At 66.0% G+C, this 19,660-nt stretch carries 16 protein-coding genes; 9 read left to right on the top strand and 7 right to left on the bottom strand.

Annotated features, from left to right (window positions below; translation table 11 throughout):
* Positions 1 to 14: 14 nt before the first annotated feature.
* From aceK to HNP55_RS22060, 5 genes are all read right to left on the bottom strand, one after another.
* Complete coding sequence (gene aceK, locus HNP55_RS22080; protein ID WP_184304272.1) at positions 15 to 1,847, bottom strand: bifunctional isocitrate dehydrogenase kinase/phosphatase; 1,833 nt, start codon at positions 1,845 to 1,847, stop codon at positions 15 to 17.
* Positions 1,848 to 1,879: 32 nt separating this feature from the next.
* On the bottom strand, positions 1,880 to 2,569 hold the full coding sequence (gene can / locus HNP55_RS22075; RefSeq protein WP_184304270.1) for a carbonate dehydratase: 690 nt from the start codon (positions 2,567 to 2,569) through the stop codon (positions 1,880 to 1,882).
* Positions 2,570 to 2,617: 48 nt separating this feature from the next.
* Positions 2,618 to 3,541 carry a pyridoxal-phosphate dependent enzyme gene (locus HNP55_RS22070; RefSeq protein WP_184304268.1) on the bottom strand — a complete coding sequence of 308 codons (924 nt, stop codon included), beginning with the start codon at positions 3,539 to 3,541 and terminating at the stop codon, positions 2,618 to 2,620.
* Entirely contained in the window at positions 3,542 to 4,720 is a 1,179-nt protein-coding gene (locus HNP55_RS22065) for an isovaleryl-CoA dehydrogenase (RefSeq protein WP_184304266.1), read from the bottom strand.
* Positions 4,721 to 4,870: 150 nt separating this feature from the next.
* Positions 4,871 to 5,758: a LysR family transcriptional regulator gene (locus HNP55_RS22060; protein WP_184304264.1), complete on the bottom strand. Its 888-nt coding sequence runs from the start codon at positions 5,756 to 5,758 to the stop codon at positions 4,871 to 4,873.
* A 242-nt stretch (positions 5,759 to 6,000) separates the two neighbouring features.
* On the opposite strand from HNP55_RS22060, the gene HNP55_RS22055 reads away from it, so the two are divergent.
* From HNP55_RS22055 to HNP55_RS22030, 6 genes are all read left to right on the top strand, one after another.
* Entirely contained in the window at positions 6,001 to 6,660 is a 660-nt protein-coding gene (locus HNP55_RS22055) for a Bax inhibitor-1/YccA family protein (protein ID WP_184304420.1), read from the top strand.
* A 22-nt stretch (positions 6,661 to 6,682) separates the two neighbouring features.
* Positions 6,683 to 6,838 (top strand): hypothetical protein, encoded by a 156-nt coding sequence (locus tag HNP55_RS22050; RefSeq protein ID WP_184304262.1) that lies wholly within the window; start codon positions 6,683 to 6,685, stop codon positions 6,836 to 6,838.
* Between the two features lie 44 nt (positions 6,839 to 6,882).
* Positions 6,883 to 7,860 (top strand): sodium-dependent bicarbonate transport family permease, encoded by a 978-nt coding sequence (locus tag HNP55_RS22045; protein ID WP_184304260.1) that lies wholly within the window; start codon positions 6,883 to 6,885, stop codon positions 7,858 to 7,860.
* A 78-nt stretch (positions 7,861 to 7,938) separates the two neighbouring features.
* On the top strand, positions 7,939 to 8,991 hold the full coding sequence (locus tag HNP55_RS22040) for a sensor histidine kinase (RefSeq protein ID WP_184304258.1): 1,053 nt from the start codon (positions 7,939 to 7,941) through the stop codon (positions 8,989 to 8,991).
* Between the two features lie 11 nt (positions 8,992 to 9,002).
* On the top strand, positions 9,003 to 9,806 hold the full coding sequence (locus HNP55_RS22035) for a LytR/AlgR family response regulator transcription factor (protein WP_184304256.1): 804 nt from the start codon (positions 9,003 to 9,005) through the stop codon (positions 9,804 to 9,806).
* 123 nt (positions 9,807 to 9,929) lie between these two features.
* Complete coding sequence (locus HNP55_RS22030; protein WP_184304254.1) at positions 9,930 to 10,595, top strand: DUF4386 family protein; 666 nt, start codon at positions 9,930 to 9,932, stop codon at positions 10,593 to 10,595.
* A gap of 3 nt (positions 10,596 to 10,598) precedes the next feature.
* Here HNP55_RS22030 and HNP55_RS22025 read toward each other — a convergent pair whose 3' ends face one another.
* Positions 10,599 to 11,072, bottom strand: a complete 474-nt coding sequence (locus HNP55_RS22025; protein ID WP_184304252.1) for a DUF1854 domain-containing protein — start codon at positions 11,070 to 11,072, stop codon at positions 10,599 to 10,601.
* Positions 11,073 to 11,082: 10 nt separating this feature from the next.
* Positions 11,083 to 13,359, bottom strand: coding sequence for an ABC transporter ATP-binding protein (locus HNP55_RS22020; protein ID WP_184304250.1), 2,277 nt, complete (start codon positions 13,357 to 13,359; stop codon positions 11,083 to 11,085).
* Positions 13,360 to 13,646: 287 nt separating this feature from the next.
* Between HNP55_RS22020 and cphA (HNP55_RS22015) the strand changes: the two genes are divergently transcribed.
* From cphA (HNP55_RS22015) to HNP55_RS22005, 3 genes are all read left to right on the top strand, one after another.
* On the top strand, positions 13,647 to 15,836 hold the full coding sequence (gene cphA / locus HNP55_RS22015; protein WP_184304248.1) for a cyanophycin synthetase: 2,190 nt from the start codon (positions 13,647 to 13,649) through the stop codon (positions 15,834 to 15,836).
* Between the two features lie 51 nt (positions 15,837 to 15,887).
* Positions 15,888 to 18,467, top strand: coding sequence for a cyanophycin synthetase (cphA, locus tag HNP55_RS22010; protein ID WP_184304246.1), 2,580 nt, complete (start codon positions 15,888 to 15,890; stop codon positions 18,465 to 18,467).
* 320 nt (positions 18,468 to 18,787) lie between these two features.
* Positions 18,788 to 19,657 carry a PEP-CTERM sorting domain-containing protein gene (locus HNP55_RS22005; RefSeq protein WP_184304244.1) on the top strand — a complete coding sequence of 290 codons (870 nt, stop codon included), beginning with the start codon at positions 18,788 to 18,790 and terminating at the stop codon, positions 19,655 to 19,657.
* The last annotated feature ends 3 nt before the right edge of the window (positions 19,658 to 19,660 follow it).

Here is a 19,660-nt window from a genome sequence, read left to right as displayed (position 1 = left end):
AGGACGTTAGAGGGTTATTGAACGGGCAGATCGTGATGGCTGGCGGCGATCAGGGCCGCGCCATCGACATGCGGGGTGATGCGCGGTTTGAGCGCGGCATAGAAGCGCTTGTGCGCCTCGTAGGGAAAGACATCGTGCACATAGCCGGCCTGGATGCGGGCCTTGTGCTGCTGCCAGAAGGCGGCGTCGAGCAGCTCGGCGTGGTGGCGCATGAACAGGGCGCGCACGCCGGGGTGGCCGAGCAGAAAGGGGGCAAAGGTCTCGGGGAAGACGTCGCGCGGGCCGACCTTGTACCAGACCTCGCCGGACATCTCTTCCTCCTCGTTGCGCGGCTCGGGCACATAGCGGAAGTTGCAGTCGCTGAGGTATTCGATCTCGTCGTAGTCGTAGAACACGACCTTGCCGTGGCGGGTGACGCCGAAGTTCTTCCACAACATATCGCCGGGAAAAATATTGGCGGCCACCAGGTCCTTGATGGCGTTGCCGTACTCGATGACGGCATGCTCCATCTGCTCGGGCGTAGCCTCTTGCAGATAGATATTGAGCGGCACCATGCGGCGTTCGATATAGACGTGGCGCAGCACGAGGTTGTCGCCACCCTCGATCAGCAGGCTGCCGCAGAAGTGGCGCAGCTCGGCCAATAACTCCTCGTCAAAGCGGTAGCGGGGGAAGGCGACATTGCTGTATTCCAGCGTGTCGGCCATGCGGCCGACGCGGTCGTGCTGCTTGACCAGCAGGTATTTGCTCTTGATCAGCTCGCGGCTGGTTTCCTTCTGCGCCGGGTAGAAGTCCTTGATGACCTTGAAGACGAAGGGGAAGGAGGGCAGGTCGAACACCAGCATCACCATGCCCTTGATGCCGGGGGCGATGCGGAACTTGTCGCTGGAGTGGCGCAGGTGGTGAAGAAAATCTCGGTAGAACAGGTTCTTGCCCTGCTTCTGCAGGCCGAGGGCGGCATAGATTTCCGAGCGCGGCTTGCGCGGCATCAGCGAGCGCAGGAACTGCACATAGGCGCTGGGCACTTCCATATCGACCATGAAGTAGGCCCGCGCAAAGCTGAACAGCATCAGCAAATCGTCTTCGCCGAAGAGCGCGGCGTCGATGTAGAGCATGCCGGTCTCGCCGTGCAGGATGGGCAGGGCGAAGGCGGTCTCGTGGAAGCCATTGATGATCTTGCCGACCAGGTAGGCGCCCTTGTTGCGGAAGAACAGGCTGGACAGCACCTGGATCTGGAAATTGGTGCGCCGGCGGTAGTCGCCCATCTCCTTTTGCAGCGCCGCCATCACATGCTCGATGTCGCGGCCCAGGTCTTCAAACTCCAGGTCGAGCTGGAAGTTGGTGACGATGCGGCGCAGGGTCTCGCGCAAGGCATTCGGCGCATGGGGCGCGGGGTAGTAGGCGCGGAAGGTGGGCTTGGCGGCGGGCTCGTCGTTCTCGATGTATTCGGTGGAGACGGCCGGGCGCACGAAGATGAAGTCGTTGTTGAAGTAGCTGTGGTGCAGGATGCGGGTGCAGACCGAGTTGAAAAAGGTCTCGGCCAGCTCGGGCTGGTGGTGGTCGACCAGCAGGCCGATGTAGTGCAGCTTGACCTGCTGCCAGACCTCCATCGCCAGCTGACTGGTCTGGAAGCGTTCTTCCAGGCTGGCCACCGCCTCGTCCACCCGCCGGTCGTAGAACTCGATACGCTCGCGCTGCGCGCTTTGCTGGCCCTGCCAGTCGGCCTGCTCGAAGCGCTTCTTGGCCTCGGCGCTGGTGCCGCGGAACAAGCGATAGTGCCGGTTGAAGCCGCCCAGCATGGCTTTGGCGATTTCGAAAGCACGCGGATCGTTCAGCTTCTGCGGGAACATCGGCACTCCGAGCAGGCAAGCGGCGCTTGCCGCTAAGTCTTCGAGCTGAGTTGAGAAAAGCGCGCCTGCTCGTAGCGTTGCTTGACGGCGCGCAAGGCATGCTGGAATGCGGGCGCCACTTCGTCGGCCGCGGCGGCGGTGATGGCCAGGTCTTCCAGCAAGCCGTTGTGCAGGCCGTAGACCCAGCCGTGCACCACCACCTCCTGGCCGCGCGCCCAGGCGTCCTGCACCACCGTGGTCTGGCAGGCGTTGCGGGCCTGCTCCAGCACATTGAGCTCGCACAGGGCGTTGACGCGCTGCTCGGGCTGCAGCTGATCCAGCCACTCCTGATGATGGTTGCGCACGTCCTGCACATGGCGCAGCCAGTTGTCCACCAGGCCCACACGCGAGTCCAGCAAGGCCGACTTGACGCCGCCGCAGTTGCTGTGGCCGACCACGATGATGTGCTTGACCTTCAAGGCGTCGACGGCGAACTGCATCACCGAGAGGCAGTTCAGGTCGGAATGCACCACCACATTGGCCACATTGCGGTGCACGAACAGCTCGCCCGGCAGCAGATTGACCAGCTCATTGGCGGGCACGCGGCTGTCGGCGCAGCCTATCCACAGGTATTGCGGCGTCTGCTGCTTGAGCAGACGGCTGAAGAAGCCCGGCTCACGCGCCTCGGTGTTGGCGGCCCATTGCTTGTTGCTGTCCAGCAGCTCTTGAAGATTGGTACTCATGCCTGCATTGTCAGCGGATCGGATGACGACATGCTTGCGGCGCCCCGCTCATGCCCATGCTTGCAGCAAGGCCAGCGAGACGCCGATGCCGCCGCAGACCTCGACCAGCGGCCGCTTGAATCCGGCCAGGGCCGGGGCATGGACGCTGAGCGCGGCCAGGGCCGCACCGCAGGCGGGCTCCACCATCACCCGCATGGCATCGGCAAAGCGCACGCAGGCCTGGGTGGCTTGCGCGTCCGTCACCGTCAGGCTGAGGGTCGGATGGCTTTGCGCCAGGCGCAAGGCCTCGTCGGCCACACGGCGCGCGCCCAGCGAGGTGGCGACCGAGGTGATGGCTGGCAGCGTGATGGCTTGGCCGGCACGCAGGCTTTGGCTCAGGCTGTCGGCACCCAGGGTTTCGACGGCAATCACCGGCACATGGTGCAGGCCGTGACGCTGCAGGCCTTGCACGATGCCGCAGAACAGGCCGCCGCCGCCGACGGCGGTGATGACGGCGTCGAAGTCCAGGCCCTCGGCCTGCACCTCGTCGATCAGCGTCGAGTGGCCGGCCCACAGCAAGGGGTGGTCGAAGGGGTGCACATAGCGGGCACCGCGCTCGGCCGCCAGGGCCTGGGCAAAGGCATTGGCTTCATCAAACATCGCGCCATGCCGCAGCACGGTGGCGCCGCGGGCGGCGATCTTCTCGGCCACGGCGGCACTGCTGCTCTCGGGCAGGACGATGGTGACGGCCAGGCCCAGGGCGAGCGCCGCATGGGCGGCGGCAAAGCCGGCGTTGCCGCCGGAGGCACAGACGATTTCGCGCGCGCCCTCAGCGGCCGCCTGCTGCACCAGACGCCCGACGCCGCGCAGCTTGAAGCTGCCGCTGGGCTGCAACGCGTCCATCTTGAGCCAGACCTCAGCTTGCGGAAACAGGCCCGGGGCGGCACGCAGCAAGGGCGTGTTGAGGTGCAGGGGAGCGGGCTGCTGCGTCAATTACATCGTCTCCGCAAACAGCTCACGGCCGATCAGCATGCGGCGGATCTCGCTGGTGCCCGCGCCGATCTCGTAGAGCTTGGCATCGCGCCACAGGCGGCCCAGCGGGTACTCGTTGATATAGCCATTGCCGCCGAAGATCTGCACGCCTTCGCCGGCCATCCAGGTGGCTTTCTCGGCCGTCCACAGAATCACCGAGGCGCAGTCCTTGCGCACCTGGCGCACATGCTCGGCGCCCAGCAGGTCGAGGTTCTTGGCCACGGTGTAGGCAAAGGAGCGGCCGGCTTGCAGCACGGTGTACATGTCCGCGACCTTGCCCTGGATCAGCTGGAATTCGCCGATGCTCTGGCCAAACTGCTTGCGGTCGTGGATGTAGGGGATCACGTTGTCCATCACGCTTTGCATGATGCCCAGCGGGCCGCCGGTCAGCACGGCGCGCTCGTAGTCCAGGCCCGACATCAGCACCTTGGCGCCACCGTTGACGGCACCCAGCACGTTCTCGGCCGGCACTTCCACATTGTTGAAAACCAACTCGCCCGTGTGGCTGCCGCGCATGCCCAGCTTGTCCAGCTTTTGCGCGATGCTGAAGCCGGCCATGCCCTTCTCGATCAGGAAGGCGGTGACGCCGCGCGCGCCCAGCTCGGGCTCGCTCTTGGCGTAGACCACCAGGGTGTCGGCATCGGGGCCATTGGTGATCCACATCTTGCTGCCGTTGAGCAGGTAGTAGCCGCCCTTGTCTTCGGCCTTGAGCTTCATGCTCAAGACATCGGAGCCGGCGCCGGGCTCGCTCATCGCCAGCGCACCGACATGCTCGCCGCTGATCAGCTTGGGCAGGTATTTGGCTTTTTGCGCGGCATTGCCGTTGCGCTTGATCTGGTTCACGCACAGATTGCTGTGCGCGCCGTAGCTCAGGCCCACCGAGGCGCTGGCGCGGCTGATTTCTTCCATCGCGATCATGTGCGCCAGATAGCCCATATTCGCGCCGCCGTACTCCTCGCCCACGGTGATGCCCAGCACGCCCAGATCGCCCATCTTGCGCCACAGATCCATGGGGAACTGGTCGCTGCGGTCGATCTCCGCCGCACGCGGCGCAATCTCTGCCTGCGCGAAATCACGCACCGCATCGCGCAGCGCGTCGATGTCTTCACCAAGTTGGAAATTCAAGCCGGGCAGATTCATGCGTGTCTCCAGAAATTATTGGGGTCAGAGTCAATTTTTTTGACTTGCTGGCGCGAGAGTGGCCGCCTCGCCCAACGCTCAACTAACGTTTACGTAAACGTCAACTAGCGCCGGATTCTAAGGCTTGCGCCCCCGGCGAGGTCAAGTCCTTCAAACCCGGTCCGGCAGCAGGCGGCGCACCAGCGGGTGGGAGATTTTCTTGTTCGTGCCGATGGCGAAGTAATGCTCCTCCACCCCTTCGCAGACGCCCACCTTGCGCAGCTCGTAGCGGGCGGTGAGCTTTTCCTGCATCAGCTCGGCCGCCGGGAAGACGCCGAAGCCGCCCGAGCCGAACGTGGCCAGCAAGGCGCTGTCCTCGAACTCGCCGGCAATGCGGGCGCGTATGCCTTGGCGCTCCAGCCATTGGTCCAGGCGCAGGCGCACGGCCGCCTGGGTGGTGGGCAGCAGCAGGGGCACATCGGCCAGGGAGCGCGGGAAGTCGCGCGCCGCCGTCTCGTACAAGGCCGCCGGCGCATACCAGGCCATGGCCGAGAAACCCAGGGAATGGCTGTAGACCTTGAGATTGGGATTGGTGGGCGCGGGCCGGTCGGACAAAACCACGTCCAGGCGGTGCAGGGCCAGCTCGGCCAGCAGGCCTTCGAACTGATCTTCGTGGCAGAGCAGGCGCAGATTGGGCTCGGCGTCGACGATGGGCTGCATCAGCTGGCGCACCGCCAGCTTGGGCAGGCCGTCCGAGATGCCCACGGCCAGACGCACCACCGGCGAACCCACGGCCTCGCGCAGCAGGGCCGGCAATTGCTCGCCCAGCTGAAAGATCTGGTCGGCCTGGCGCAGCGCCGCCACGCCCGCGTCGGTCAGGGCCACGCCGCGCCCGGCCGGCTTGAGCAGGGCAAAGCCCAGCGAGCGCTCCAGCTCCCGCACCTGGGTGCTGACCGTCTGCACCGCCATGCCTAAGCGCTCGGCGGCCTTGGACAAACCGCCCTCCTTGGCCACGACCCAGAAGTAGTACAGATGCCGATAGCTGAAATCAAGACTCATATCCGCTCCTCGCTGGCCTCCGTCGGCACTGGAATGTCCAATGTTTTTCGGAAGCGTCTGTCATCCATTCTCTGCTTTTTCTTGCAGGCTTGCTCGCCTATCCTGCCCCTCATTCACGAAACCTCTGTTCGTCCACCGCCAAAGGAAACGCGATGAGCCTGTACGACTCCTACCCCCGCCAAGACGCCAAGCCCGCCCAAGCCACGGCCATGCCTTTGCCGCATGAGGCCCAACCCTACAGCATGCCTGCCTCGCAGCACGGCAGCCAGGCCCTGGCGCCCTCGGCCAGCCGCGTGCTGCGCAATACCTACGCCCTGCTGTCCATGACCCTGCTGTTCAGCGCGGCCGTGGCCGCCGCTGGCGTGGCCTTCAAGCTGCCCGCACCCGGGCTGATCATCACCCTGGTCGCCTACTTCGGCCTGCTGTTCGCCATCCACAAAAAGCAGAACAGCGGCGTCGCCGTGCCCCTGGTGTTCGCCCTGACCGGCTTCATGGGCTACTCCCTGGGCCCCTTGCTGGCCAAGTCCCTGTCCCTGCCGGGCGGCGCGCAAACCGTGATGCTGGCCCTGGCCGCCACCGGCGCCACCTTCCTGGCCCTGTCGGCCTGGGTGCTGAGCAGCAAGCGTGACCTGAGCTTCATGGGCGGCTTCCTGTTCGCCGGCATGGTGATCGCGGTGCTGACCGGCCTGGCCGCCGCCTTCCTGCAGATCCCGGCGCTGAGCCTGGCCGTCTCCGCCATGGTGGCCCTGCTGTCGGCCGGCCTGATCATGTTCGAGACCAGCCGCATCGTGAACGGTGGCGAGACCAACTATGTGCTGGCCACGGTGAGCCTGTTCGTCTCCATCTTCAATCTGTTCACCAGCTTGCTGAGCCTGTTCGGCTTCGGCAGCTCTAACGACTGAAATACACTGTCAACAGACGCGCATGAACAGCCTTTTTCTGTGCATCGCCTTCATCGCAGCAGCCGTCCTCTGGGCGGCTTTTTGCGAATTCCGCAATGACAATCCGCGCGATGCCAAATTGCTGGCCGGTGTCGGCACCGGCAGCATGATCGCCGGTCTCGGCGCCTGGTTGACCTGAGGCCACGCAGCGCCACCCAAACCAAGAAGGGCTTTTAGCCGGACATGCAGAGCTTTCTCGACCCCGCCATCCTGTTCTTTGTTTTTGGTATTTTGGCGGGGGCGCTGAAATCGAATCTGGAGATTCCGGCCCCCATCTCGCGCTTTCTATCGCTCTATCTGCTGATGGCGCTCGGGCTGAAGGGCGGTTTCGCCCTGGCCCAGTCAGGCCTGACGCGTGAGGTGGCGCTGAGCCTGGGCGTGGCCTTGGCTCTGGCCGTGCTGGTGCCCGCCCTGGGATATGTCCTGCTCAAGCGCCGCATCGGCGGTTTTGACGCCGCCGCCATCGCCGCCACCTACGGCTCGGTCAGCGCCGTCAGCTTCATCACCGCCACCCAGTACCTCAATAACCACGACATCGCCTACGGCGGCCATATGGCGGCGGCCATGGCCTTGATGGAATCACCCGCCATCATCATGGCCGTGCTGCTGGCCAACTGGGTGCGCAAGCAGCAGCGCCAGGCCGGCGCCCCGGCCACTCAGGCGACCGACGCCCCGCTGGGCAAGATCCTGCACGAATCGCTGACCGACGGCGCCCAGCTGCTGCTGCTGGGTGCCATGGCCGTGGGCCTGCTCAGCGGCGATGCGGGCCAGGCGGCGCTCAAGCCCTTCTCCACCGATCTTTTCAAGGGCATGTTGTCCTTCTTCCTGCTGGACATGGGCCTGGCGGCGGCGCGCAATATGGGCGGGCTGAGGAATCAGTCGCCCTGGCTGATCGTCTACGCCCTGGTCTTCCCGCTGGTGCATGCAGGCTTGGCGCTAGGCATGGCGGCGGCCCTGAGCCTCTCGGTCGGCGACACCGCCCTGCTGATGGTGCTGGCGGCCAGCGCCTCCTATATCGCCGTGCCGGCGGTGATACGGCATGCCATCCCCGAGGCCAACCCCTCGCTCTACCTGGGCATGTCGCTGGGCCTGACCTTCCCCTTCAATATCTTGCTGGGCATCCCGCTCTACACCTGGGTGGCGCAGCAGGTGATGGCTTAAACCGCATCTCGTGGCGCGCCAGGCGCCACTCAAGCAGGACGCCCTGCCCCGCCCGCCGCCAGGCTGCGACACTGGGGCATGCCCCTGCCAAGTCTCAGCACCCTCCAACGCCTGCCGGGCTGGCGCCGCCTGCGCACGGCCTTGCTGGCCGCCCTGCCGGTCTATCTCTTTTTTCTGCCGTTGTGGCTGGACCGCTGGGCCGCCCTGCTGCTGCGCGTGGGCCTGCCCACCTTGGCCGGCCTGGCGGCGTTTTGCATCGCCGAGCGCTGGCCGCGCCGCCTGCCCGCAGGCATTGCACGCTGGGCCTGGCAGGTCGGCGCGGTAGCGCTGGCGATTCCGCTCACGGTGCTGCTGTTCTACCAACTGGCCTTTCCGGCCGAGGCCGGCCCCTTCTGGCAAGACCCCAAGCGGCTGGAGGCCGTATTCGCCTTTTGCTTTCTGGGCTGCCTGATCGGCCCCTGGACGGCCATGAGCGCCCTGCTGCGCCAGCGCGACGCCGCCGTGCGCCAGGCCGAGCAGCAGCGCGGCGAGCTGGAGCGCCAGGTGCTGGGCGCCCAACTGCAGCTGCTGCAAGCCCAGGTGCAACCGCATTTCCTGTTCAACACCCTGGCCAATGTGCAGGCCCTGGTGGAAGAGGGCTCGCCCCAGGCCGGCCCGGTGCTGAGCCAGCTGATCGCCTATCTGCGCGCCGCCGTGCCGCGTCTGCACGAGCCGCAGGCCCGCCTGGGCCAGGAGCTGGAGCGGGTGCGTGCCTATCTGGCCCTGATGCAATTGCGCATGCCGGACCGGCTGACGTTCTGCATCGAAATCGGACCCGGCTGCGAGGCCTTGCTCTGCCCACCGCTGACCCTGATGACCCTGGTGGAGAACGCCATCCGCCATGGGCTAGACCCCAGCCTCGACGGTGGCCATATCGAACTGACGGTGCAAGAACAGGCGGGCCGCTGCCGCGCCCGCGTCAGCGACAGCGGCGAGGGCCTGCAAGCCCACAGCAGCGGCCTGGGCACCGGCCTGATCCGCCTGCGCGAGCGCCTGGAGGCCTTGTTTGGCCCAGACATAAGCCTGAAGCTCAGCGCACCGGAACCTCACGGTTTCACCGTCGAACTGGAATGGCCGGCCCGCAAAGACTGAGGAGGACAAGGATGAACCCACCCCGCGCCCTGATCGCAGACGACGAGCCCCTGCTGCGCCAGCGCCTGCAACGCCAGCTCGCCGCTTGCTGGCCCGAGTTGCAGGTCTGCGCCCAGGCCCGCCACGGCCTGGAGGCGCTGGAGATGTTTGAGCAGCAGCGGCCCGATGTGTGCTTTCTGGATATCCACATGCCGGGCCTCAGCGGCATCGAGCTGGCCCGCAAACTGGCCGGCCGCTGCCACATCGTCTTCATCAGCGCCTACGACCAGTACGCCTTGCAGGCTTTCGAGCAGGGCGCGCTGGACTATCTGGTCAAGCCGGTCGAGGCCGAACGCCTGGCCCGCTGCGTGGCCCGCCTGCGTGAACGCCTGGCCCTGAGCCCGGCGGCCCCGACCCTGGACGACGCCTTGCTGGCGCGCCTGCTGCTGCAGCTGCAAGCCCAGGGGCCCAGCCCGGCCCCGGCCGCCAAGCCCGCAGCGCTGCGCTGGATCAAGGCCTCGGTGGGCGCGGTGCTGCGCCTGATCCCGGTGCAGGAGATCGCCTATCTGCGCTCCGACGAGCGCTACACCGTGATCGCCTGGCGCGGCGAGGGCGCGGGGCCGGCCGAAGCCGTGGTGCGGACCCCGCTGAAGGACTTGCTCGCCCAGCTGGACCCGGCGCAGTTCCAGCAGATCCACCGCTCGGTCGCCGTCAATCTGGCGGCCGTGCGCCAGGTCGTGCGCGGCGCCAACGAGACGGCCGAGCTGCATCTGAAGGACAGGCCCGAAGTGCTGCCGGTCAGCCGCAGCTTTGTGCACCACTTCCGCGCCGATTGAAAAGAAATTGGGGCCGCGCCCAGCGCCACTCATGTGGCTGTAGCGGCGGCTCATGCGCAGCGCGCTTGAGGGCCAGGGCGGCGATGCGCACAGTGAGGCTCATCTCAACCCTGAGCATGCGCCATGAATTCCAAGCCAAACCAGCCCCTCGCCCCGGACCGCCTGATCGGCGCCCTGATGCTTTTGAGCTTCGCGCTGGGGCTGCTCTCCAACTTCGCCCTGCAGCCCCTGGTCTGGGGCAAGGCCGGCTTTCTGCCCGAGGCGGCCGGCCAGGGCCCGGCCATTGGCGCGGCGGTGCTGATGGATTTGAGCCTGGCCCTGCTAGGCCTGTGGATCAGCGTGCTGCTGCGCCAGCGCTACGGCGATCGCCAGCCCTTGCTGAGCATCTTCTGCCTGGCTTTGTCGGTGGCCGAGCTGGCGCTATGCCTGGTGGAGGGCAGCGCCTTGGCGGCCATGCGCAGCCTCAGCGCCAGCTTTCTGGCCCAGCCCCAGCTGGCCGAGGCCTACGGCCCGGTGGCCGAGCTGCTGAAGGGCTTGCGCAATGGTTTCCACTACGCGGGCAAGGCTTTTGGCGGACTGGGCCTCTTGCTGTTCTTTGTCTTGCTGGCGCGGGCGGCCGCCCTGCCGCGAGCCCTGCTGGGCTTGGGCGTGGCCGCCACGCTGCTGCAGATCGTCACCGTGGCCCAGGGCTTTATCGGCCAACAGGCGAATCTGCTGATGCTGGCGCCGCTGGGCCTGCTCTACCCGGTGGTGGCGGCCTGGCTGCTGTGGCGCGGCCTGGCCCGCTGAGATTTACAAGAAGCGCTCCAGCAACTTCTTGGAGCCCTTGTCCAGCGCGAAGCGGTCGGGCACCAGCATCTGCAGGCCGTGGCTGCTGGCGATCAGCAGGCGGCCCTCGCCCAGGCGGCGGATGTCTTCCTCGGTACGCAGGATGAATTGCGTCTCGCCGCGGTCGGTCTCCACCGTCCACTGGCTGGGGGTGGAGAAGGTCGAGACCTTGCGGATGCGCTGGATGCTGGGCATGAAGTCGCGGCTGGCCAACTCGGCCTGCAACAGCTCGCGCTCGGCCGCGGGCAGGGCCGAGAGGCGGTCCACCCACAGCAGCTCGTGGCCGTCCTGGCCGACCAGGGAGACGCCCTCGTCCGGCGCCGAGATCGGGTGGGCACGCACGGGCACGACGCCCTCGTGCACCTGGCCCTCGGTGTCGGTCAGCACCAGGCGGCCGAAGGCATTGCGTTGCAGTTTTTGATAAGCGGTGATGGTCATGATGGGCACCTCAGGCGCTGATCGTGTGGGCGGACAGATTGGGCGGCAGCAGGGGCACTTCGTCCTCGGCATCGATGCGGCGAGCCTGCGCTTCGTAGAGGCGCCAGTAATGGCCGCGCTTTTCCATCAACTCGTCGTGCGGGCCCACTTCCACCACCTGGCCGCGATCCATCACCACCAGGCGGTCGGCCTTGCGCAGCGTTGACAGGCGGTGGGCGATGGCAATCGTCGTGCGGCCCTGCACCAGATTGTCCAGCGCCTTCTGGATTTCCTTCTCGGTCTCGGTGTCCACCGAGGAGGTGGCTTCGTCGAGGATCAGGATGCGCGGGTCGATCAAGAGGGCGCGGGCGATGGAGATGCGCTGACGCTCGCCGCCCGAAAGACCCTGGCCGCGCTCGCCCACCAGGGAGTCATAGCCCTGGGGCAGGCGCAGGATGAACTCATGCGCATGGGCGGCGCGGGCGGCGGCGACGATTTCCTCGCGCGTGGCGTCCGGCTTGCCGTAGGCGATGTTCTCGGCAATGGTGCCGAAGAAGAGGAAGGGCTCTTGCAGCACCAGGCCGATGTGGCGGCGGTAGTCGGCCACACGGATGCGGCGCAGGTCCACGCCATCGACGCGGATGCCGCCCTCGGTGACGTCGTAGAAGCGGCAGATCAAATTCACCAGCGTGCTCTTGCCCGAGCCGCTATGGCCGACCAAACCAATCATCTCACCGGGCTTGATCTCCAGGCTGAGGCCGCGGATGACGGCACGGTTGCCGTAGCGGAAGCCGATGTCCTCGATCTGCAGACCGCCCTGCACCTTGTCTAGCGCCACCGGGTTGGCGGGCTCGGGCACATTGGATTGGTGGTCCAGGATGTCGAAGATGCGCTTGGCGCCGGCCGCCGCCTTCTGCGTCACCGAGACGATGCGGCTCATCGAATCCATGCGGCCGTAGAAGCGGCCGATATAGGCCAGGAAGGAGGTCAGCACGCCCACCGTGATGTCCTGATGCGAGATCAGGTAGATGCCGTAGGCCCAGACCACCAGCAAGCCCATCTCGGTCAGCAGGGAGACGGTGGGGGTGAACAAGCTCCAGGTCTTGTTCAGCTTGTCATTGACCTTGAGGTTGTTGTCGTTGGCGTCCTTGAAGCGCTTGGCCTCGCGCTTTTCCTGGGCGAAGGCCTTGACCACGCGGATGCCGGGGATGGTGTCGGCCAGCACCGAGGTCACCTCGCCCCAGACCCGGTCTATCTTCTCGAAGCCGGTGCGCAGGCGGTCGCGCACCAGATGGATCATCCAGGCGATGAAGGGCAGGGGCACCAGGGTGGCCAAGGCCAGCCAGTGATTGATATTGAACAGAATCACCGCCGTCATGGTCAGCATCAGCACGTCGGAGATGAAGTCCAACGCATGCAGGGACAGGAAGACGCTGATGCGGTCGGTCTCGGAGCCGATGCGGGACATCAGATCCCCGGTGCGCTTATTGCCGAAATACTCCAGCGACAGCGACAGCAGGTGTTCGAAGGTGTGGGTGCGCAGATCGGCGGCGATGCGCTCCGACACCAGGGCCAACACATAGGTCTTGGCCCAGCCCAGCAGCCAGGACACCAGGCCGGCGCCCAAGAGTCCGCTCAAGTAAAAAGCCACCAGGCCGGGGTCTATCTTCTGGCCGGCCTGGAAGGGGATCAGCACCTCGTCCATCAGCGGCCGGTACAGATAGGGGCCGACCAGGGTGGCGCCGGTGGCGCCCAACATCAGCATGAAGCCCAGCAGCAGCTGGCCCTGGTAGGGCCGGGCAAAACGCCACAGGCGCAAGAGCACCCAGGTCGAGGGCGGGGTGTGCAGCTCGCGGGCGCAGGTGGGGCATTCCTCGCTCTCGGCCGGCAGGGGCGCCTTGCAGCTGGGGCAGAACTCCAGGTCCTCGCCCTCGCCGCCGCCCACTTCGGCGCGGCGCTCAAAAGCCTCCTGGAAGCGCTGGGCCTGCAGATTGATCTGCAGCGTGAAGCGCCAGAGGGCCAGGCGCCCTTGCTCGTTCTGCAACTCCAGGCTGCCGATGCCGGCGTGATCGCTGATGCGCAGCTCGGTCGCCGGTGTCAGCGCCCACTCACGCCATTCGCCCGTGGCCGGATCCCAGGCCAGCAAGCGCTGATTCGTCAGCGCCAGCAGGCCGCTGGCAAAGCGCATCTGTGAATCGAGGTCAACCTCCAGATGGGCTTGAACGTTCTCCTCGCCAGAAAGGCGAGCTTGCAAGGTGCTCCATTGCGGATGCTGCGGCGACGCTTCAACAGGATGATGATGGTGCATTGTGTTTTTGAGCCAAGGCGAAAAGAAGAAGCGTTTTGGCGATGTTTGGACCCGGATTTTCACTCATGCGCTTGTGCGCTCAGCGAATACAGCTGGATCTAACGACCGGCCGACACAAAGCGTGCACAAAACCAACGCAAACACCAGCGCCAGCGGGCTTACGCTAGCGCAACGCCCGCACCCGGCCTAGCTCGCTCCCGACGGAGCGTCCAAGTGGGCGCACAATTGCGCCCTGCAGCGTCCCCTCAACGCCGATTTCGCAAAATTCCCTCCAGGCCACGCCATCCATGAGCAGACAAGAAGACATCAAGCTGTTGCGCATCAATTACCTGCGCGGTCCCAATATGTGGACTTACCGCCCGGTACTGGAGGTCTGGTTGGACCTGGGCAAGCTGGAGGACTACCCCAGCAATCTGCTGCCCGGCTTCACCGAACGCCTGACCGCCGCCCTGCCCGCCCTGATCGAACACCACTGCGGCGTCGGCGAACGTGGCGGCTTCCTGCAGCGCTTGCAGGAAGGCACTTGGTGCGGCCATGTGCTGGAGCACATCGTCATCGAGTTGCTGAACCTGGCCGGCATGCCCACCGGCTTTGGCCAGACCCGCAGCACCAGCCAGCGCGGCGTCTACCGCATGGTGTTCCGTGCCCGTGACGAACAGGTCGCCCGCTGCGCCCTGGCCGAGGGCCACACGCTGCTGATGGCCGCCATCAATGACGAGGCTTTCGATGTGGACGCCGCCGTGGCCCGCGTGCGCGACAAGCTGGACGACTGCTACCTCGGCCCCTCGACGGCCGCCATCGTGGCCGCCGCCACCGACCGCCGCATCCCGCATATCCGCCTGAATGACGGCAATCTGGTGCAGCTGGGCCATGGCGCCCGCCAGCGCCGCATCTGGACGGCCGAGACCGATATGACCAGCGCCATCGCCGAAGGCATTGCCGGCGACAAGGATCTGACCAAGACCTTGCTGAAGTCCTGCGGCGTGCCGGTGCCCGAAGGCGCCGCCGTCAAGTCGGCCGAAGCCGCCTGGGACGCCGCCCAGGAGCTGGGCCTGCCGGTGGTCGTCAAACCCTCGGACGGCAACCACGGCCGCGGCGTGACCCTGGACCTGCGCCTGCGCGAGGATGTGATGGCCGCCTTCAAGCTGGCCGAGGAACATGGCAGCGAGGTGCTGGTGGAAAGCTATATCCCCGGCAACGAACACCGCCTGCTGGTGGTGGGGGGCAAGGTGGTGGCGGCCGCGCGCGGCGATATCGCCACCGTCACCGGCGACGGCGTGCAGACCGTGGCCCAGCTGATCGACTCGCAGATCAACACCGACCCGCGCCGCGGCCTGACCGAGGAATTCCCGCTCAACCGCATCAACCCGCTGGAAGATGCCGTCATCCTGCTGGACCTGGAACGCCAGGGGCTCAAGCTGGACGACGTGCCCACCGCCGGCCGCCAGGTGCTGATCCAGCGCAATGGCAATGTGGCGATCGACTGTACCGACCAGGTCCACCCCGAGGTGGCCCACACCGTCTCGCTGGCGGCCCGGGTCATCGGCCTGGACATCGCCGGCGTCGACGTGGTGGCCCGCGACATCGGCCGCCCCCTGCAAGAGCAGGGCGGCGCCATCGTGGAAGTGAATGCCGGCCCCGGCTTGCTGATGCATCTGAAGCCGGCCGAGGGCATGCCCCAGCCGGTTGGCCAGGCCATCATCGACCATCTGTTTGCCGAGGACGAGAACGGCCGCATCCCCATCGTCGGCATTGCCGGCTCGCGCGGCACCCATACCGTCGCCCGCATCGTCGCCTGGCTGCTACACCTCAACGGCCGCCATGTGGGCCTGGCCTGCCGCGACGGCCTGTTCCTGGGCCCGCGCCGGGTCGAGCGCAAGAACAGCGCGCGCTGGGAGGCTTCGCACCGCCTGCTGATGAACCGTGGCGTGGACGCCGTGGTGATCGAGAACAGCGCCGAATCGGTGCTGCGCGATGGCCTGGCCTACGACCGCTGCCAGGTCGGCGTCATCACCGATATGGGCGGCATCGCGTCCTTGAGCGAATTCGATGTGCTGAGCGAAGACCAGCTCTACAAGGTCTTGCGCACCCAGGTCGATGTGGTGCTGAGCGAGGGCGCGGCCGTGCTCAACGCCGATGTGGCCCGTCTGCTGGACATGGCCGAGCTGAGCGACGGCGAGGTGATCCTCTACGGCGCCGACGGCGACGCGCCGGCCCTGGCCGAGCACCGCGCCAAGGGCGGCCGCGCCGTCTTCCTGCGTGGGGGCGCCGCCGTGCTGGCGCAGGGCTCGTCCGAAACCTCGGGCGCCAATGTGGAAGCCTTGCTGCGCCGCTTTGCCGCCAGCTCGGCCGCCACCAGCGCCGAGATCGACGCCTCGGTGGCCCTGGCCGCCGTGGCCACGGCCTGGGCCATGAATATCCCGCCCGAGCTGATCTCCGCCGGCCTGGATACCTTTGTGCCCGAACTGCAAGCCTGAGCGGCCCCAAGCAATCTGCATCCCCCAAAAAGAATCGAAAGACAGCAAACCATGGAAGTCTCTCGCACCCGCGCACTGCGTGGCCCGAATATGTGGAGCCGCCATACGGCCATCGAGGCCGTCGTGCATTGCCCGCCGCAAGAGCAATCAATGGCCGAGATGCCGGACTTCGAAGCCCGGCTGCGCGCCCTCTTCCCCAGCATCGGCGCGCTGCGAACCGCCAGCGCCAGCGGCAAGCCCATCTCCCTGGCCCATGTGCTGGAGCAGGCCACGCTGGCCCTGCAAGCCCAGGCCGGTTGCCCGGTGACCTTCAGCCACACCCATGTGACCTCGGAGTTAGGTAGCTACCAGGTGGTGGTGGAGTACAGCGAGGAAGACGTGGGCCGCCTGGCCTTCGAGCGCGCCTGCCAGCTGATTGAGGCCGCCGTGAACGGCGGCACATTTGATGTCGACGCTACCCTGGCCCAGCTGCGCGAGCTGGACGAAGACGTGCGCATGGGCCCCTCGACCGGCTCCATCGTCAACGCGGCCGTGGCCCGCGGCGTGCCCTATCGCCGCCTGACGCAAGGCAGCCTGGTGCAGTTCGGCTGGGGCGCCAAGCAGCGCCGCATCTGGGCCGCCGAGGTGGACGCCACCAGCGCCGTGTCCGAATCGATCGCGCAGGACAAAGACCTCAGCAAGCGCCTGCTGCAATCGGCCGGCGTGCCCGTGCCCATAGGCAGCCCGGTGAGCTCGGTGGACGAGGCTTGGGCCGTGGCCCTGGAAGTGGGCCTGCCGGTGGTCGTCAAGCCGCAGGACGGCAACCAGGGCAAGGGCGTGACGGTCAACGTCGTCACCCGCGAGCAGATGGAAAGCGCCTACAAGGCCGCCGAGGACATCGGCACGGTGATGGTGGAGAAGTTCCTGCCCGGCAGCGACTACCGCCTGCTGGTCATCGGCGACAAGCTGGTGGCCGCCGCCCGCCGCGACCCGCCCCATGTGATCGGTGACGGCGCGCTGACCGTCAAGCAACTGGTGGACAAGGTCAATGCCGACCCCAAGCGTGGCGACGGCCATGCCACCTCCTTGACCAAGATCCGTTTTGACGACATCGCCGTCGAGCGCCTGACCCAGCAAGGCCTGACGCCCGAGTCCGTGCCCGAGAAAGGCCGCCGCGTCATTCTGCGCAATAACGCCAACCTGTCCACCGGCGGCACCGCCACCGATGTGACCGACGACGTCCACCCCGATGTGGCCGCCCGCGCCATCGCCGCGGCCCAGGTCGTGGGCCTGCATGTCTGCGGCGTCGACGTCGTGGCCGAGGGCGTGCTGCGCCCGCTGGAGGAGCAGAGCGGCGGCATCGTCGAGGTCAACGCCGCGCCCGGCCTGCGCATGCACCTGAACCCCAGCTTCGGCAAGGGCCGCAATGTGGGCGAGGCCATCATTGCCCACCTCTACGGCCATGGCCACAAGGGCGAGGACGGCCGCATCCCCGTCGTGGCCGTCACCGGCACCAATGGCAAGACCACCACCTCGCGCCTGATCGCCCACCTTTTCGCCACCTGCGGGTTGAAGGTCGGCATGACCAATACCGATGGCGTCTACGTCGACGGCCGCCAGATCGACAGCGGCGATTGCTCGGGCCCGAAAAGCGCCCGCAATGTGCTGATGCACCCGGACGTGGAAGCCGCCGTGTTCGAGACCGCCCGTGGCGGCGTGCTGCGCGAAGGCCTGGGCTTCGACCGCTGCCAGGTGGCCGTGGTGACCAACCTTGGCGCCGGCGACCATCTGGGCATGAACTTCCTCAACACCGTGGAAGAGCTGGCCCTGGTCAAGCGCGTCATCGTGCAAAACGTGGCACCCAACGGTTATGCCGTGCTGAACGCGGCCGACCCCCATGTGGCCGCCATGGCCGCCACCTGCCCCGGCCAGATCATCTTCTTCGCCGCCGACCGCCACCACCCGCTGATGGCCACCCATCGCGCCCAGGGCAAGCGCTGCGTCTATATCGACGGCGACATGCTGGTGGCGGCCCAGGGCAGCTGGCGCGAATCCATCCCGCTGCGCGAAATCCCCATCACCCGCAACGGCGCCATCGGCTTCCAGGTCGAGAACGCCATGGCCTCGGTGGCCGCCGCCTGGGGCGTGGGCCTGGACTGGGACACGGTGCGCCGCGGCGTCGCCAGCTTCGCCAACGACGCCGACAATGCGCCCGGCCGCTTCAATGTGATGGACTACCGCGGCGCCACCGTCATCGCCGACTACGGCCACAACGGCGATGCCATGACGGCCCTGGTCGCTGCGGTGGAGGCCTTGCCGGCCAAGCGCCGCTCGGTCGTGATCTCGGGCGCCGGCGACCGCCGCGACGAAGACATCCGTGTGCAGACCCAGATCCTGGGCCAGGCCTTTGACGAAGTCATCCTGTTCCAGGATGCCTGCCAGCGTGGCCGTGAAGACGGCGAAGTACTGGCCCTGCTTCGCCAGGGGCTGGAGGGCGCCACCCGCGTCAGCCATATTGAGGAGGTCCGCGGCGAGTTCATCGCCATCGATCGAGCCCTCGAAAAGCTGCAGCCGGGCGAGCTCTGCCTGGTCCTGGTCGACCAGGTTGAAGAAGCGCTCGCTCACCTGGCCCAGCGCATCGCCCAAGGCTGAACGCCCGGCACAAGCGGCCAGCAGCACCTGGGCTGGCCGCCCACATCGCCCTGTTCATCGTGGTTGAGATCTGAAAACAAGGGTTTACTCCATCCCCTATTTATTGGGGAACTAGGGGGTGAATTTTTTGGCCAGCGGTCCATAATCAGTCCAGACAAGTGGGCGCGAGCCCTCTTGCCGACTCATTTCGTGTTCACGCCGCCAATCACTCGTCGAGTGACATGACTCTTGAGTTGTGAATTGCCCTTGCCGTTTGACGCAAAACCTGCGCCCTCTAGACGGCTGACGATTTAGGTCACGTTTTCAGTGGAGATGAAACCATGATTAGATGCAATAAATTGGTTCGGGGTTTGTTGGCGGCAGGACTTGCCACGACATGGGCGGCAGGGGCATTCGCCTCCATCACGGTCAAGGACGGTGTGGGAGGTACTTTGGCCTCGAATGTCGTGTCCTTTGACGAAAACGAGACGGGCAGCGGCGTCATCATCGGCGGAGCTTCCGGCATTCCTACACTGGGCTCGATACAAGACTATCTTTATCAATCCAATGTGGTTGGCTTTACTGGCGGTTCCTCGTCCACCTTGAATGGCAGCTTTGCCTCAGGCGGCTATGAGTTGACCCTGGTGGCGCATTTGCAACTCAAGGTAACCAATGTGACCTTGCTGGGCGGTGGAGCTTTCTTCGCAACCTTTGCGGCCGTGGGCGGCAATGCTGGCCTGTACTTCGACAACACGGCTCAGGGTGGCGTCAAGTCGAATACGGCGACAGGCAATGGCTTTGATGATGGCCGCCTGATCGGCATGTTCAATGTGCTGCCTGGTGGCGTCTCATCCTTTTATGGCACCGGTCCCAATACCGGTATCGGCTCGGCGGCCTTCAACTTCCAGACCCTGGGTATGGTGGACACCAACTACCTGAGCAGCACCACAGGTGCCATCACAGGTATCAATTTCACCTCCAACCAAAGCCTGCCGGCCGGCACCTCGTCGACCACCTCTTTCCACAACAACACACCGAACAACTGGTCGGACATCTATCCGACCTATGCCGTGGGCCAGAACGACGTTTTGCTGAAAGTTGATGGCTCCAACACCTTCACCACGGCTGTGCCCGAGCCCTCGACCTACAGCCTCTTGCTGGCCGGTATCGGCGCCCTGGGCTTCCTGGCTCGTCGCCGTCGCGCCAACTGATCG

Origin of the sequence: Roseateles oligotrophus, from assembly GCF_014204525.1 — a bacterium.
In the GTDB taxonomy this organism is placed as follows: domain Bacteria; phylum Pseudomonadota; class Gammaproteobacteria; order Burkholderiales; family Burkholderiaceae_C; genus Paucibacter_A; species Paucibacter_A oligotrophus_A.
This window is presented reverse-complemented; position numbering and strand designations above follow the sequence as displayed.